The sequence below is a fragment of the Streptosporangium sandarakinum genome (assembly GCF_013409935.1).
Classification (GTDB): Bacteria; Actinomycetota; Actinomycetes; order Streptosporangiales; family Streptosporangiaceae; genus Streptosporangium; species Streptosporangium nondiastaticum.
In genome coordinates, this window is record NZ_JACCCO010000001.1 from 2,125,810 (window position 1) to 2,141,150 (window position 15,341).

The following is a 15,341-nucleotide window of genomic DNA, read 5'->3' on the forward strand; positions in this document are numbered from 1 at the left end:
CAGGGTTGTACCAGCAGCCGCCACGACGGCGCAGGAACTTCGCCCCGTTCATCATCGCGGTCATCCTCGCCGGAGCGATGATCGTCGGCCTGCGGCTCTACGTCGGGAGCAGGGGGCCGGGCGACGCGGCCGGGGACACCGGGCACAGCGCCGGGCCCGCCGGGCGATGCGACGGCGAGAAGACCACGCTGACCGTGGCGGCCTCACCGGAGAAGGCCGGGCTGCTGCGGGAGATGGCGGACCGCTACAGCGGCCGGAAGGTCGGCGGGCGCTGCGCCGACGTGGTCGTCGAGAACGTGGCCAGCGGCGGCGCGATGCTGGCGCTGGCCCGCGGCTGGGACGAGCGCCGGGACGGCCCCCGCCCCGACGTCTGGTCCCCGGCGAGCAGCGGCTGGGTCACGCTGCTCCGGCAGCGCGCCACCGCGTCCGACGCCGGCGCTCCGGTCGCCCTGGAGAATCCCTCGATCGCCAAGACGCCGCTGGTCGTCGCGATGCCCAAGCCGATGGCCGAGGCGCTGGGCTGGCCGGGCAAGAAGCTCGGCTGGTCCGACCTGCTCGACCTGTCCACCGGCTCCTGGGCCGGTCACGGCCACCCGGAGTGGGGGGCCTTCCGCCTGGGCAAGACCAACCCGAACTTCTCCACCAGCGGCCTGAACGCCACCATCGGCGCCTACTTCGCCGCCACCGGCCTGTCCGGCGACCTGACGGAGAAGAACGTCGCCGACCGGCGGACCAGGGAGTTCGTGCGGGGGGTGGAGCGCTCGATCGTCCACTACGGCGACACCACGCTGACCTTCCTGTCGAACCTGCAGCGGGCCGACGACGCCGGGGCGGGGCTCGGCTACATCTCCGCGGTGGCCGTGGAGGAGAAGTCGGTCTGGGACTACAACCAGGGCAACCCGACCGGCGACCCCGCGACGCTGGGCCGGCACGCCAGGCCGAAGGTCCCGCTGGTCGCGATCTACCCCAAGGAGGGCACGCTCTACTCCGACAACCCCTACGCCGTGCTGACCGCGCCGTGGGTGGACGACGCCAGGCGCGCGGTGGCGGCCGATTTCCTGGCGTACCTGCGGGCACCGGAACAGCAGGAGCGGTTCGCCGCCGCCGCCTTCCGGTCGCACGACGGCAGGCCCGGAAAGCTGATCACCGAGGCGAACGGGCTGCTGCCCGCCGAGCCGAAGGCGACGCTGAACCCGCCCGCCCCCAACGTGCTGGACCGGGTGCTCGCCGGCTGGGCCGACCTGCGCAGGCCCGCGAACGTGCTCATGGTGATCGACGTCTCGGGCTCGATGGGCGCCACGGTGGCCGGCACCGGCGGGACCAAGCTGGACCTGGCCAGGCAGGCGGCGTCCGCCGCGCTGTCGCAGTTCGGCCCGCACGACCGGGTCGGGCTGTGGATGTTCTCCACCGGGCGGGACGGCCCCCGGGACCACCTGGAGCTGGCCCCGATCCGCGCCGCGGACGCCGGGCGGCTCAAGGAACTGCGGGAACGGCTGGCCGGCCTGACCCCCGACGGCGGGACCGGCCTCTACGACACCGCGCTCGCCGCCTACCGGGACGTGCTCGGCCGGCACGACGACGACGCGATCAACGCGGTGGTCTTCCTGACCGACGGCAAGAACGAGGACGTCGACGGCGTCTCCCTGGAGAACCTGCTGCCCGCCCTGCGCGCCGAGACCGGCCGGGAGTCGGTGCGGATGTTCACCATCGCCTACGGCCAGGACGCCGACCTCGACGTGCTCAGGAAGATCTCCGAGGCGACCGACGCGGCCGCGTACGACTCCCGCGAGGCGGGGAGTATCGACCAGGTGTTCACTGCGGTGATATCCAACTTCTGATGTCCCCGACGTCCCGCCTCATCGAGGAACTCCGCGATCCCTGGGGGCTGCTGCTCGGCGCGACCGCCGGCGGAGCCGCCTGGGCCGTCGACGTGCACCCGGCCGCCGCCGCCTTCGTCGGGGTGACCGTCTGGCTGGTCAAGGCGGGCGTCGCCGCGGCGCAGGGGCGGGGAGCGGGCCGTACGGCGCCGGCCGTCGCCGAGGGCAGCGGGGAGGCGTACTGGCTGGACCGGGCCGCCGCGGCGGCCCGGGACTTCGGCGAGCTGAGCGCCTCGCTGGAGACCGGCCCGCTGGCCGGGCGGATCACGCTGATGCGGCCCCGGGTCGAGGACTCGCTGGCCACGCTGGAACGCCTGGCCGAGCACGCCTCCCGCACCGGGGCGGCGCTCGCGCGGTTCGACCGCGGCCGGCTCGACCGCGAGCACGCGCGCCTGACGGAGGAGCTGCGGCGGGCCCGCGGGGACGTGGTCGACGACATCGGCCGCGCCCTCGGCTCGCTGGCCGCCCAGCGGGCGGTGGCCGACCGGCTGACCGAGACCAGGAACCAGGTGCTCACCCGGATGGAGTCGAGCGCGATCGGCATCGAGGGGCTCGTCGCCCGGGTGGTGGAGCTGGCGGCGATGCCCGCGACCGGTTCCCTGGGGCCGGCACGGGTCCTCGACGAGCTGGCCGACGGTCTCGAAGGGGTCCGGCGGGGCCTGCACGAGACCGAACGGATCACCCGCGACGCGCTGGGCCCGCGGGACGCGCCGGACCCATGAGCGACGCACCGGGCGCACCGGGTCCCCGAGCCGCAACGAACCCGCCGGACGCGCCGATCCACAGGACACACCGAGCCCATCGAACCCACCGAACCCACCGGACACGCCGATCCCCGAGACGCGCCGGACCGCCGCGGCCCGGTGAGGATCGTTAAGGAGCCCCCCATGATCACAGTCATCCGCCGGGCGTGGCGCTACCTGGTCTTCGCCCTGTCCGGCCGGCTGAGCGAGCTGTCCGATCCGCGGGTCCAGATCGAGCAGGCCGTCGAGGAGGCCAAGGAGCAGCACCGGTTGCTGTCCCAGCAGGCCGCCGCGGTCATCGGCAACGAGCACGAGCTGCAGATGAGGCTCACCCGCGCGCTGGAGGAGACCGAGCGGCTCCAGGCCAACGCCCGCCAGGCGGTGCTGCTGGCCGAGCAGGCCAGGGCCGCGGGCGACGAGCGCAAGGCCGCCTCCTACGAGGACTCCGCCCGCGCCTTCGCCACCCGGCTGGTGGCGGCGGAGACGGCTCTGCAGGAGGCCCGTCTCCTGCACGAGCGGGCCCGGCAGTCCTCCGCCCAGGCACGGGCGGCGGTCGAGACCAACGCCATGGCCCTGCAGCGGAAGATCGCCGAACGGATGCGGCTGCTGTCGCAGCTCGACCAGGCGAAGATGCAGGAGCGGCTCAACCGGGCCATGGCCGACCTGTCCGGTCTCGCCCCGGCCGGTGACGTCCCCACCATGGACGAGGTCCGCGAGAAGATCGAGAAGCGCTACGCCCGCGCCCTCGGCGAGGCCGAGCTGACCGCCGGCTCCGTCGAGGCCAGGATGATCGAGGTCGAGCGCGCCGCCATCGACGTGGAGGGCGCGGCCCGGCTGGAAGCCATCAGGGAGAGCCTGGCCCTGGAGCGGAAGCCCGGCCGGAACGAGCCCCCCGACCCCGCTCCCTGACCCGCGCCGTACGGCCGGCCGGTCCCGGCGGACCCGTCCGGCCCGGAGCCGCGGCCGATGCCGTGCCGCGCGGGCGGGCGCGGCGGGGTCAGCGGACCGGCAGGTCGTAGACGCGGCGGACGCTGGTCGGGGTGTCGCCGAGGTCCGCGCCGTAGATGTGGAGCGAGATGGCGGTGCCGTCCCCGATGTTGCGGACCCGGTGGATGTCGCCGGGCGGGGCGAAGCCGCTGACCTCGCCGGTCCGGTTCGCCGTACGGCCGATCTCGGTGAGGTGGTCGCCGTCGAGGCGGTAGAGCGTCTCGTACTCCACGCCCTGCAGCACGCCGAACACGCACCAGGCGACGTGGTCGTGGATCACGGTCTCCTGACCGGGCCGCCAGACGATGGCGACGACCGAGAGGTCCGCCTCGGTGTGCAGGACGTGGGTGACGTAGCGGTCCGGGTCTCCCGCCCGCTCCTCCTCGGTGAGGATCCCGGGCGCCGGCAGCCGCTCGCGCAGCAGGTCCGCGACGGCGAAGGCGGTCTCGCGCGGGCTCATGGACTTCGCGACCAGCCCGCGGGTCCCCTCGACGAGTTCCGCGAGGCCGGGCCGGGTGATGACGGTGGTCTCCATGCCCTTCAGCGTGCGGGGCGGAAACTCATCCGTCTAATGCCTTATTTCCCGGTAATTCATAGATATTGTTGATAAATGCTGGATATCGTGCGGCTTCGTGTGCTCGCCGCGGTCGCCAGACACGGCTCCGTCACCGCCGCGGCGCGGGAGCTGCACTACTCCCAGCCCTCGGTCAGCCACCACCTGGCCCGGCTGGAGGCCGAGACGGGCGCCAAGCTCGTCCAGCGGGTGGGCCGGGGCGTCCGGCTCACCGAGACCGGCCGGCTGCTGGCCGAACGGGCCGTCGAGATCGTCGGCCGCGTCGACTCGGCGGCCGCCGAACTGTCGGCGCACGTGGGGCTGCGGGCGGGCCGGGTCAGGCTGGCGGCCTTCCCCTCGGCGCTCGGCACGTTCGTGCCGGCGGCCGTCTCCCTGCTGGCCCGGCGGCACCCCGGCCTGGAGCTGCGCCTGACCGAGACCGAGCCGCCGGAGGCTCTGCGCATGCTGCGCGGGGGCCACGTGGACGCGGCGGTGGTCTTCCACTACGACTGCACCGCCCCCGAGGAGGACGGCGTCCGGCTGCTGCACCTGCTGGACGACCCGAGCTACCTGGTCACCGCGGCCTCCGCCCCGATCGGTTCCGGCGCCGCCGCGTCCGGGAACGCCGCGCCCGGAACCGGCGCGCCCACGGACGTCGCTCCCCCGCCCGCCGGCGGCCTGGCCGCGCACCGAGGCGCCCGGTGGATCGGCGGCTGCGAGCGCTGCCGCGTCCACCTGGTGGACCTGTGCGCCCGGGCGGGCTTCGAGCCGGAGATCGCCTTCACCACCGACGACGTCGTGGCCGTCCAGGCGCTGGTCGTCGCCGGGATGGGGGTGACGGTGCTGCCGGGTCTCGCCCTGAGGGCGCACCGCCACCCCGCCGTCGGCGTGGCCGAACTGCCCGGCTCGGTCCGTCACATCCACGTCGCCACGTACGGCGAGCCGCCCCTCCCCCCGGCCACCGCCGCGCTGCTGGAGGCGCTCACCGCCTCGGTCTGACGCGCTCCCCCCGGTCCTGGGCCGGGAAAACCGGCGGCGGCGGCGTGACCCGCCGTTCTACGATCCGGGTATGCCGGACCCGACCACTCTCGCCCTCTTCGTCGCCGCGACGCTCGCCCTGCTGCTCGTGCCGGGCCCCGCGGTCCTCTACATCGTGACCCGCAGCGTCACCCAGGGCCGGAGCGCCGGGATGGTGTCGGTGCTCGGCGTCCACCTGGGATCGGTGGTGCACGTGGCCGCCGCGGCGCTGGGGGTCAGCGCCCTGCTCGCCGCCTCGGCGACCGCGTTCGCGGTGGTCAAGTATCTCGGCGCGGCCTACCTGGTCTGGCTGGGGGTGCGCAGGCTCATGACCCGCTCCGGCGGCCTCGACGCCGCCGCGCCGCCGGTCGCCTCCCGCTCCCGGCTGTTCTGGGAGGGTTTCGTGGTCAACGTGCTCAACCCGAAGACCGCCATCTTCTTCCTGGCGTTCCTGCCGCAGTTCACCGACCCCGCGCGGGGGGCGGTCGCTCCGCAGATCATGCTGCTGGGCGTGATCTGGATCCTCCTCGGCGTCGCCAGCGACGGCGCCTACGCCCTGCTGGCCTCGGCCATGGCGGGCCGGCTGCGCGGCTCGGCCCGCGCCCGCCGCCGGCTGGACACCGGCAGCGGCGTCGTCTACCTGGGTCTCGGGGCCACCGCCGCGCTCACCGGCCAGGCCCACGCCGTCTGACGGGTCCGGCTCCACGCTCGCCGTCCGAAGCCGAAGCCGTACCCCCGCCGCCCGGAGTCAGAGGTCCACCTCGCGGGAGGCGACGACGTTGAGCGCGGCAGGCTCCCGGCCGGCCGGGGTGACGAGGACGTGCCGGTTCGGCTCCTCGTACCCGTTCTCCGACAGCCACGTCAGCGTGAAGGGGTCGAGCTGGCTGAAGTGGACCGGGCAGCCGGCCGAGAAGAGCTCCGTGCCGACCGCGTCCCGGCCGGCCTCCCCCTCGATGATCGACAGGGTGTAGACGGTCATGGCGGCCCCCCGAGAAAGACGAGCGGCCGGCGGAGTCCCCGCGGGCCGCGTTCCCGCCGGGATTCATACCCCGGACCGCCGCGCCGTACGGGCCCGGTGGCCGGGCCGGGTCGGGTCGGGTCGGTCAGCGGAAGCGGTAGACGGTGGTGGAGGCGAACTCCTCGCCGGGCCGCAGCACCGTCGAGGGGAAGTGCTCCTGGTTCGGCGAGTCGGGGAAGTGCTGGGTCTCCAGGCAGAGCCCGGCGTGCCTGCCGTACGGCGTGGCGACGCCGTCGAGGAGGTTGGCGGTGTAGAACTGCACGCCGGGCTCGGTGGTGGTGACCTCCATGGTCAGGCCGCTCGCCGGGTCGGTGACCTCGATGCCGCCGTCCAGGACGTAGCAGTGGTCGTAGCCGCCGCCCAGCAGCGGGTCGCCGACGCGGTCCCCGATCCGGTGCGGGACGGTGAAGTCGAACGGCGTGCCGGCCACCGGGGCGAGCTCGCCGGTCGGGATCTGCGTGGCGTCGACCGGCAGGTAGCGGGCGGCGTCGATGCGGACCACGTGGTCCAGGACGTCGCCGCCGCCGGCGAGGTTGAAGTAGGAGTGGTTGGTCAGGTTCAGCACGGTCGGCGCGTCGGTCGTCGCGCGGTAGTCGAGCCGGAGCGCGTCCCCGGTCAGCGTGTAGGTGAGCGAGACGGTCAGCGTGCCCGGGTAGCCCTCCTGTCCGTCGGGGCTGACGTAGGTGAGCGTCACCGCCGCCGGGGAGACCTCGGCCACCCGCCACACGCGCTGGGAGAAGCCGCCGGGCCCGCCGTGCAGGCTGTTGGGGCCGTTGTTGAGCGGCAGCCGGTGGGTGACGCCGTCGAGGGTGAACCGGCCGCCCGCGATGCGGTTGCCGTACCGGCCGACGACGGCGCCGAAGTAGCGGCTGCGCGTCAGGTAGTCGTCCAGGGTGTCGCAGCCGAGCACGACGCCGACCCCGGAGACCTCCAGCGACTGCAGGACGGCGCCGTAGGTGAGCACCGACGCGCGCATCCGGCCGTTCTCCAGCGTGTGCCGCTCGACCTCCTCCCCGTCCGGCGTGATCCCGAACACCCGGCGCGGCCCGGCCTCGTTCCCGGCCGCCGCGGTCTCCCCGTCCCGTCTGGCTTCGACGTTCACGATCGCGCCTCTCCTGTGGATTCCCGGACGACCAGTCGGGTCTCCAGGGTGGTCAGGGTGGAAGTCCCGCCGTCGCCGACGGACTGCAGCAGCAGGTCGACCGCGATCCGCCCGGCGGCGGACGTCGGCATGGCGACGGTGGTCAGCTTCGGCCGGTTCAGCCGCCCGGAGAGGGTGTCGTCGACGCCGACCACGCTGACGTCGTCGGGGACCCGCACGCCCCTCTCGTACAGGCCCTCGATGAGCCCGATGGCGACCAGGTCGTTGTAGGTGAGCACGCCGGTCGCGCCGGAGGCGACCACTTCGGCGGCGACGGCGAGGCCGCCCTGCTCGGTGGGCGCGTTCGGGCCGAGGATCACCAGTTCGGCGCCGGAGGCGGCGGCCGCGGCGGCGGCGGCCTCGCGCATCTGCCCGCTGGTCCACGAGCCGCTCGGCCCGGCGGCCAGGGCCAGCCTGCGGTGGCCCAGCCCGGTCAGGTGCTCGATCGCGAGCCGGGCGCCCTGGGCGACGTCCATCAGTATGGTCGGCATCCCCTTGATCCGCCGGTTCACCACGACGAACGGCACGTCGGCGTGCAGGCGCTCGATGACCCGGTTGGACAGGCGGGGGCTGCACAGCAGCACCCCGTCCACCTGCTTGGTGAGGGTCTGGATCAGCTCCTCCTCCACCTGCGGGTCCTCGTCGGTGTCGGCCACGAACACGTGGTAGTCGCGGGTCCTGGCGTGCGCCTGGGCGGCCTTGATCAGCGGGGGGAAGAACGGGTTGGAGATGTCGGCCACGATCAGGCCGATGTTGTGGGTGCGGCCCGTGGTGAGGGCGCGGGCGGCCCTGTTGGGCCGGTAGCCGAGGTCCTCGGCGACGGCCAGCACCCGGTTGCGCGTCTCGGCGTTGACCAGGTGGGGTGCCGAGAAGGTGCGGGAGACCGTGGAGACATGGACTCCCGATGCCCGCGCCACGTCCCTGATCGTCGCTGTCACTGTGCTCCTTCATCGCGCTCTCGTGCACATTAGTGCAAACGGTTGCAGAGCTGTCAACGGCACCGGATTGGGCCCTCCGCGGCGGCATGGCACCGGTTGCATCGACCCCTCTTCGGAAAATACGGGAAAAGTCGCTGGTGGAGATCGGTTTACCAAATTGAGCCCTTGACGTTGCGAACAGATGTCCGCCATGTTTCATGCAACCGGTTGCAGCTCGCGACGCCGAATCCCCCCGTCGAACACGAAGGAGTCGCCGGTCATGGCAATCTCCACGGCCTCCACGGCGAACCATCGGATGCGCCGGCCGCGCGGCGCGGCGCGGACCCCCTACCTGCTGATCGCCCCCGCGGTGATCGCGATGGTCGGTTTCCTGGTCTACCCGATGGCCAGCGTCATCTACTACAGCCTGCAGAACTACAACGTCACCAAACCGTGGGACAACGGCTTCGCCGGCCTGGACAACTTCCGGCGGCTGCTGTTCGAGGACCCGCTGTTCTGGCAGAGCCTCGGCTTCAGCGCCCGGTGGGTCGGCGTCGAGGTGGGGCTGCAGCTGGTGTTCGGCCTCATCCTGGCGCTGATCGTGAACGAGACCTTCGTCGGCCGGGGACTGTCGCGGGCGCTGGTGTTCTCCCCCTGGGCCGTGTCCGGGGTGCTGACCACCGGGATCTGGGTGCTGCTCTACAACCCCACCACCGGTGTGTCCCGCTACCTCGCCGACCTGGGGCTCATCGAGTACGGCGCCGCCCCGCTGGCCCACCCCGGCACCGTGTTCTGGGCGGCGGTCCTGGCCGAGCTGTGGCGCGGGGTGCCGTTCTTCGCGATCCTGCTCCTGGCCGACCTGCAGAGCATCCCCAGGGAGCTGTACGAGGCGGCCTCGGTGGACGGCGCCTCACGCGGCAGGCGCTTCCTGCACGTCACGCTGCCGCACCTCAAGGACGCGATCATCCTGTCCACGCTGCTGCGCTGCGTGTGGGAGTTCAACAACGTCGACCTGCTGTACACGCTGACCGGCGGCGGCCCGGCGCACGCGACGACCACGCTGCCGCTGTACGTGGCGAGCAAGGCCGCGCAGTCCCACGACTTCGGGTACGGCTCGGCGCTGACCACCGCCGCCTTCCTCATCCTGACCTTCTTCTCGATCGCCTACCTGCGACTGAGCAAGTTCGGAGCCAAGTCATGACCGTCCAGACGGCCGCACGGCCACGTCTCCCCGGCCCCGTGACGGCGCCCGGGGGCACGAAGCGCCGGGAGAGGATGCGGGTCAGCCGCTGGCAGATCTGGGTCCCGCTCGGCCTCTACCTCCTGTTCACCCTGGTCCCCTTCTACTGGATGCTGGTCTTCGCCGTCCGGCCCCGGGGATCGACCTCGCTGCTGCCCTGGCCGATCACCTTCGACAACTTCGAGACCGTCTGGAACGAGCTCGGGTTCGCGGTCTTCTTCAGGAACAGCCTGATGGTCGGCGTCGCCTCGCTGGTCATGACCACGGTGATCGCGCTGGCCGGCGGCTACGCCCTGGCCCGGTACGACTTCCGCGGCAAGAAGGCGTTCATGCTCGGGATGCTCTGCACGCAGTTCATCCCCGGCGCGATGATGCTGATCCCGCTGTTCGAGATCTTCCGAACCCTCGGCCTGGTCAACTCGCTGTGGAGCCTGGTGATCGCCGAGACCGTCTTCCAGCTCCCGCTCTCGCTCATCCTGATCAGCGGTTTCATCCGGAACGTGCCGGTGGAGCTGGAGCAGGCCGCGTGGGTGGACGGCTGCGGCCGGCTGCGCGCCTTCTTCGCCGTGGTGCTGCCGCTGCTGCGCCCGGCGCTGGTGGCGGTCGGTTCCTTCGCCTTCATCCACAGCTGGAACAACTTCCTGTTCGCGCTGATGTTCGTCAACGAGCAGGAGAAGTTCACGGTGCCGGTCGGTCTCGCCTACTCGCTGGGCGAGTTCAGCGTCGACTTCGGCGCGCTGGCCGCGGGCGGCGTCGTCGCCGCCGTGCCCGTCGTCCTGGTCTTCGCCGTCATCCAGCGCTACCTCGTGCAGGGCATGTCCGCCGGCGCGGTGAAGGGATGACCTCTGTGGTTCGCACTCTTGTCACCGGAAGCGCCGGCCGGTTCGGCCGCAGCGTGGTCACCGCGCTCGCCGAGGCGGGTCACGAGGTGATCGGCGTGGACACCGTGCCCGGCACCCCCGCCGACGCCGCCGAGACGCTCCCGGCCGACCTGACCGACCTCGGCGAGGCGTTCGAGGTGATGACGCGCTTCCGCCCGGACGCCGTGGTCCACCTGGCGGCGATCGCCACCCCGTTCAGCCGGACCGACGCCTTCACCTTCCGGGTCAACACCCAGCTCGCGTTCAACGTGTGCGAGGCCGCCTGCGGCGTCGGCGCCGAGCGGGTCGTGGTGGCCAGCAGCCCCACGGTCATCGGGTACGGCGCGCCGGGCTGGAAGCCGTCCTACCTGCCGATCGACGAGGACCACCCGGTCGCCCCGGGGAACGCCTACAGCCTGTCGAAGCTGGTCGCCGAGCAGGTGATGACCTCCTTCGCGCGCCGGTCGCCCACGAGGTTCGCGGCCGTGCGGCCCTGCTTCGTCGTCGCCCCCGAGGAGTGGGCGGGCGCGCCCACCCAGTCCGGGCACACGATCGTCGAACGGCTGGACCGGTCCGAGCTGGCCGGGACGTCGCTGTTCAACTACGTCGACGCCCGCGACGCCTCGGACCTGGTGCTGACCCTGCTGGACCGCCTTCCGGAGCTGCCGTCGGGCGAGGTGTTCTTCGCGAGCGCGGCCGACGCGCTGGCCCGCGAGCCCCTGGCGGAACTGCTGCCCCGGCTCAACCCCGCCACGGCGGGGTTCGCCGCCGGGCTGACCGGCTCCTCCCCCGCCTTCTCCTCCGCCAAGGCCGGACGACTGCTCGGCTGGCAGGCCAAACACAGTTGGCGCACAGAGATCGGAGAGTCCCGATGAACCTCAGCGGAGTGCTGTTCTTCCCCGTCACGCCGTTCGGGCCGGACGACTCCCTGGCCGAGGACGTGCTGGCCGAGCACCTGCGGCGCGGCCTCGCGCACTCTCCGGGCGGGGTCTTCGTGGCCTGCGGGACCGGCGAGTTCTCCGCCCTGTCGGAGGCGGAGCACGCCCGCGCGGTGCGGGTCGCCGTCGAGACCGCGGGCGGGCGGGTACCGGTGCTGGCCGGGGCGGGCGGACCGATCGGCGCCGCGCTCGCCCAGGCGCGGGCGGCCCGGGAGGCCGGCGCCGACGGGCTGCTGCTCATGCCGCCCTACCTGACGAACGGCCCGCGCGAGGGCTACGCGGCCTACGTGACGGCGGTCGCCGAGGTGCTCCCGGTGATCGTCTACCAGCGCGGCTCGGTGGTGCTGACCCCGGAGCAGGCCGTCGAGCTGTCCCGGATCCCGGGCGTCGCCGGCATCAAGGACGGCCTCGGCGACATCGACCTCATGCAGCGCACGGTGCTGGCGGTGCGGGAGGAGCGGCCGGACTTCCTGTTCTTCAACGGGCTGCCCACGGCCGAGCTGACCATGCCCGCCTACCGGGCCATCGGCGTGGACCTCTACTCCAGCGCGGTGTTCTGCTTCGCCCCGGAGATCGCCACCGCCTACCTCAACGGCGACGAGCGGCTGATCAGGGAGTTCTACGCACCGCTGGTGCGGCTGCGGGGCAAGGTCCCGGGATACGCGGTGTCGCTGGTCAAGGCCGGGGTGCGGTACCGGGGGCTGGACGTCGGCACGGTCCGGCCGCCGCTGGTCGAGCCGTCCGCCGAGCACCTGGAGGAGCTCACCAAGCTGGTCACGACCGGGCTCGCCCTGGTGGAGGGCCGATGACCGGCGACGCGCCGTCCGGCTCCGGGACACGGACGGACGGGCCGGACGGGCCGGACGGCGGGGCGGGAACGGGCGCCCCGGCCGGTGGGACCCCGGCCGGCGGCGGGCGGCCGGTGGTCACCGGCCTGTCCACGACGCTGCGGACCGTGGCCCTGCCCCGCCCGTGGGGCCCCGACGTGCCCGCCAACCACGTGATCGTCGTGGAGCTGACCCTGTCGGACGGCCGGACCGGGCGGGGCTTCTCCTGGACGCCGCAGATCGGGGCGCACGCCGTACGGGCGCTGCTGGACCACGAGATCCGCGAGGCCGTCATCGGGTGCGAGCCGCACCCGGAGGTCGTGTGGGACCGGCTGTGGCGGCACCTGCGGGAGGCCGGCGGCGGCGGCCTGACCACGATCGCGCTGGCCGGGGTGGACCTGGCGCTGTGGGACCTGCGCTGCGGGCCCGGCGGACTGGTCGAGACGCTCGGCCGGCGGCGCGACAGCGTCCCGGTGTACGGCAGCGGCGTCAACCTGCACTACTCGCTGGAGGAGCTCGTCGCGCAGGCGAGGCGGTGGCGCGCGGCGGGCCACCCGGCGGTCAAGGTCAAGGTGGGCCGCGACGCGCTGCTGGAGGACGTGGCGCGGGTCGCGGCGGTGCGCGAGGTGATCGGCCCGGACACGCTCCTCATGGTCGACGCCAACCAGCGCTGGGACCTGCCGAGGGCGCGGCGGGCGATCGCGGCGCTGTCGCACTACGACCTGCACTGGGTGGAGGAGCCGCTGCCCGCCGACGACGTGACAGGCCAGGCCCGGCTGCGCTCGTGCGTGGACGTGCCGATCGCCGTCGGTGAGAGCGCCTACTCCATCCACGACTTCCGGGACCTGCTCGCCGCCGGGGCCTGCGACATCGTCCAGCCGAACGTGGTCCGGGTCGGCGGGATCACCCCGCTGCTGCGGATCGCCGAGCTGGCCAGGGCGTTCGGCGTGCCGGTCTACCCGCACCTGCTGCCGGAGATCTCCGGCCAGCTCGCCCTGGCCCTGCCGCTGCCGTGCATGGCCGAGGAGGTCGAGGACGCCTCCTTCGCCGCGCTCGGCCTGATCGACGAGCCGTACCCGGTCTCGGTGAAGGCGGGCGAGTTGCGCGCCGGGGACCACCGCGGCCTGGGACTGAACTGGAGGGCGCCGTGACGGAACCGGTCAGGGTCGTGCTGGCCGGCGCCCACGGGCACGGCTGGTGGCACATGGAGAACCTGAGGCGCCTGTCCGCCGCCGGGACGGTCGAGCTCGCCGGGGTGTGCGACGTGCGGCCGGTCGAGGGACTGCCCGACGGGGTCACGTTCTCCGGCGACCTGGTGGAGCTGATCGGGCGGACCGGCGCCGAGGCGGCGATCCTGTGCACGCCGATCCACACCCACGCCGACCTCGCGGTCAGGGCGCTGCGCGCCGGGGCGCACCTGCTGCTGGAGAAGCCGCCCGCCGCCGCCTACGACGGCTACGAGCGGATCGCCGCCGCCGTCCGGGAGACCGGGCTGGCCTGCCAGGTGGGCTTCCAGAGCCTCGGGTCCGAGGCGGTCCCGGCGGTGCGGAAGCTGGTCCGCGACGGGGCGATCGGCCGGGTCACCGGAATCGGCGCGGCGGGCGCGTGGGCGCGCCCCCACTCCTACTACTCGCGGGTGCCGTGGGCCGGGAAGCGGCGGGTCGATGGCGTCGACGTGGTGGACGGCGTGCTCACCAACCCGCTGGCGCACGCCGTGGCGACCGCGATCGCCGTCTCCGGCGCGGAGGTCGAGTCGGTCGAGGTGGAGCTCTACCGCGCCAACGCGATCGAGGCGGACGACACCTCGTCCGCGCGGCTGCGGATGGACGACGGGACGACGATCACGGTGGCCGTGTCGCTGTGCGCCGACCGGCGGCACGAGCCGTACCTGATCGTGCACGGTGAGACCGGGCGGATCAGGCTCACCTACACCGAGGACCGCGTCGAGTTCGGCGGCGCGTCGGCGACGCACCCCCGGGCCGACCTGCTGGAGAACCTGGTCGCGCACATCCGCGGCGGGGCTGACCTGCTGGTCCCGCTGGAGCGGACCGCCGGGTTCATGCGGGTCCTGGAGGCGGTACGGCTCGCGCCCGAGCCCCGGGTGATCCCCGACGCCTTCCAGGAGGTCGGCGCGGAGCAGCGCGTGCTTCCCGGGATCGCCGGGATCACGGCGGCGAGCGCGGAACGCATGGCGCTGTACTCGGAGCTGGGCGTGCCGTGGGCCCTGGACGCCGTCGCGCCGCCCGTGCCCGCGTCCGTGTCCGTGCCCGTACCCGTGTCCGCGCCCGCGTCTGGGCCCGTACCCGCGCCCGCCGCGATCGTGCCCGCCGGGGCCGCGGCCACCCCCGCGTCCGGCCCGGCCACCGGCTCGGCCGACACGGCCGGCTCCGCCGTGGGCCTCGACGTCGGCGGGGTGCGGGTGGCCGAGTACGTGATCCGGCCCCGGCTGCCGGTTACGTCGTCGCCCCGCCCCTACCTGCACCCCGTGCGGACGCTGAGCGGGACCGTCGTCACCGAGTTCGCCCCCGCCGACCACGTGCACCACCTGGGGGTGAGCGTCGCCGTGTCCGACCTGGGCGGCGGCAACTTCTGGGGCGGGCGCACCTACGTCCGCGACCGCGGACCGGCCTGGCTCGGCGACCACGGCTCCCAGCACCACCTGGCCTTCCTCCGGCACGACCCGGCGGGCTTCACCGAGACGCTGTCCTGGCGCGGGCCCGGCGGAACGGAGATCGCCAGGGAGGAACGCGAGGTCCGGGCGGTGGAGCTCGACGGCTGCTGGGCGCTCGACTTCTCCTTCACGCTGACGAACCTCACCGGCGCGCCGCTCGCGGTCCGCAGCTCGGCCACCAAGGGCAGGGCCGGGGCCGGCTACGGCGGCTTCTTCTGGCGGGCGCCGGGACGGACCGCCGACCGCGAGGTCTTCACCGAGGACGCCGAGGGCGAGGAGCGCGTGCACGGCTCCACCGCCCCCTGGCTCGCCCTGGCGTCCCCCGGCTGGACCCTGGTCTTCGCCCAGCGGTCGGACCCCTGGTTCGTCCGCACCGCCGAGTACCCGGGGGTGGGCCCCGCGCTCGCCTGGGAGAAACCGCTGGTCATCGAGGAAGTCCTGGCCCGCAGGGTCGTCACCGTCGTCGCGGACGGGCGGCTGGGCCGCGTCACCGCCGCGGCGCTGGCGGAGAAGGCCATGACATGACCTCCGGCCGCGACGGGCCCGGCCCCC

15 protein-coding genes are annotated in these 15,341 nt (G+C 73.5%); 11 read left to right on the forward strand and 4 right to left on the reverse strand.

What is annotated here, in order from left to right:
* Positions 1-5: 5 nt before the first annotated feature.
* The 3 genes from HDA43_RS09400 (at position 6) to HDA43_RS09410 (ending at position 3,529) form a co-directional block, all read left to right on the forward strand.
* Positions 6-1,838, forward strand: a complete 1,833-nt coding sequence (locus tag HDA43_RS09400; protein WP_246423932.1) for a substrate-binding and VWA domain-containing protein — start codon at positions 6-8, stop codon at positions 1,836-1,838.
* Positions 1,838-2,599, forward strand: a complete 762-nt coding sequence (locus HDA43_RS09405; RefSeq protein WP_179819348.1) for a hypothetical protein — start codon at positions 1,838-1,840, stop codon at positions 2,597-2,599. The genes HDA43_RS09400 and HDA43_RS09405 overlap by 1 nt, the downstream gene beginning before the upstream one ends.
* A gap of 165 nt (positions 2,600-2,764) precedes the next feature.
* A complete protein-coding gene (locus tag HDA43_RS09410) occupies positions 2,765-3,529 on the forward strand; it encodes a PspA/IM30 family protein (RefSeq protein WP_179819349.1) in 765 nt (254 codons plus the stop codon).
* An 88-nt stretch (positions 3,530-3,617) separates the two neighbouring features.
* On the opposite strand, the gene HDA43_RS09415 is transcribed toward HDA43_RS09410, so the two are convergent.
* Positions 3,618-4,142, reverse strand: coding sequence for a cysteine dioxygenase family protein (locus HDA43_RS09415; protein WP_179819350.1), 525 nt, complete (start codon positions 4,140-4,142; stop codon positions 3,618-3,620).
* Positions 4,143-4,217: 75 nt separating this feature from the next.
* On the opposite strand from HDA43_RS09415, the gene HDA43_RS09420 reads away from it, so the two are divergent.
* Both HDA43_RS09420 and HDA43_RS09425 read left to right on the forward strand, forming a co-directional pair.
* Complete coding sequence (locus HDA43_RS09420) at positions 4,218-5,159, forward strand: LysR family transcriptional regulator (RefSeq protein WP_179819351.1); 942 nt, start codon at positions 4,218-4,220, stop codon at positions 5,157-5,159.
* 70 nt (positions 5,160-5,229) lie between these two features.
* Positions 5,230-5,868, forward strand: coding sequence for a LysE family translocator (locus HDA43_RS09425; RefSeq protein ID WP_179819352.1), 639 nt, complete (start codon positions 5,230-5,232; stop codon positions 5,866-5,868).
* Positions 5,869-5,925: 57 nt separating this feature from the next.
* Here the strand turns inward: HDA43_RS09425 and HDA43_RS09430 are convergent, their stop codons facing one another.
* The 3 genes from HDA43_RS09430 to HDA43_RS09440 form a co-directional block, all read right to left on the reverse strand.
* Positions 5,926-6,156, reverse strand: a complete 231-nt coding sequence (locus tag HDA43_RS09430; RefSeq protein ID WP_179819353.1) for a hypothetical protein — start codon at positions 6,154-6,156, stop codon at positions 5,926-5,928.
* A 124-nt stretch (positions 6,157-6,280) separates the two neighbouring features.
* Positions 6,281-7,297, reverse strand: coding sequence for an aldose epimerase family protein (locus tag HDA43_RS09435; RefSeq protein WP_312873140.1), 1,017 nt, complete (start codon positions 7,295-7,297; stop codon positions 6,281-6,283).
* A complete protein-coding gene (locus HDA43_RS09440) occupies positions 7,294-8,274 on the reverse strand; it encodes a LacI family DNA-binding transcriptional regulator (protein ID WP_179819354.1) in 981 nt (326 codons plus the stop codon). The genes HDA43_RS09435 and HDA43_RS09440 overlap by 4 nt, the downstream gene beginning before the upstream one ends.
* 259 nt (positions 8,275-8,533) lie before the next feature.
* Between HDA43_RS09440 and HDA43_RS09445 the strand changes: the two genes are divergently transcribed.
* The 6 genes from HDA43_RS09445 (at position 8,534) to HDA43_RS36360 (ending at position 15,314) form a co-directional block, all read left to right on the forward strand.
* The gene (locus HDA43_RS09445) at positions 8,534-9,454 is read left to right on the forward strand and encodes a carbohydrate ABC transporter permease (protein ID WP_179819355.1); all 921 of its coding nucleotides are present in this window, start codon (positions 8,534-8,536) and stop codon (positions 9,452-9,454) included.
* On the forward strand, positions 9,451-10,335 hold the full coding sequence (locus tag HDA43_RS09450) for a carbohydrate ABC transporter permease (protein WP_179819356.1): 885 nt from the start codon (positions 9,451-9,453) through the stop codon (positions 10,333-10,335). The genes HDA43_RS09445 and HDA43_RS09450 overlap by 4 nt, the downstream gene beginning before the upstream one ends.
* A 5-nt stretch (positions 10,336-10,340) precedes the next feature.
* Entirely contained in the window at positions 10,341-11,228 is an 888-nt protein-coding gene (locus tag HDA43_RS09455) for an NAD-dependent epimerase/dehydratase family protein (protein ID WP_179819357.1), read from the forward strand.
* On the forward strand, positions 11,225-12,100 hold the full coding sequence (locus HDA43_RS09460; protein ID WP_179819358.1) for a 5-dehydro-4-deoxyglucarate dehydratase: 876 nt from the start codon (positions 11,225-11,227) through the stop codon (positions 12,098-12,100). The genes HDA43_RS09455 and HDA43_RS09460 overlap by 4 nt, the downstream gene beginning before the upstream one ends.
* A 113-nt stretch (positions 12,101-12,213) precedes the next feature.
* Positions 12,214-13,269, forward strand: coding sequence for a mandelate racemase/muconate lactonizing enzyme family protein (locus HDA43_RS09465; RefSeq protein ID WP_376770497.1), 1,056 nt, complete (start codon positions 12,214-12,216; stop codon positions 13,267-13,269).
* Positions 13,266-15,314, forward strand: coding sequence for a DUF6807 family protein (locus HDA43_RS36360; RefSeq protein WP_312873141.1), 2,049 nt, complete (start codon positions 13,266-13,268; stop codon positions 15,312-15,314). The genes HDA43_RS09465 and HDA43_RS36360 overlap by 4 nt, the downstream gene beginning before the upstream one ends.
* Positions 15,315-15,341 lie beyond the last annotated feature (27 nt).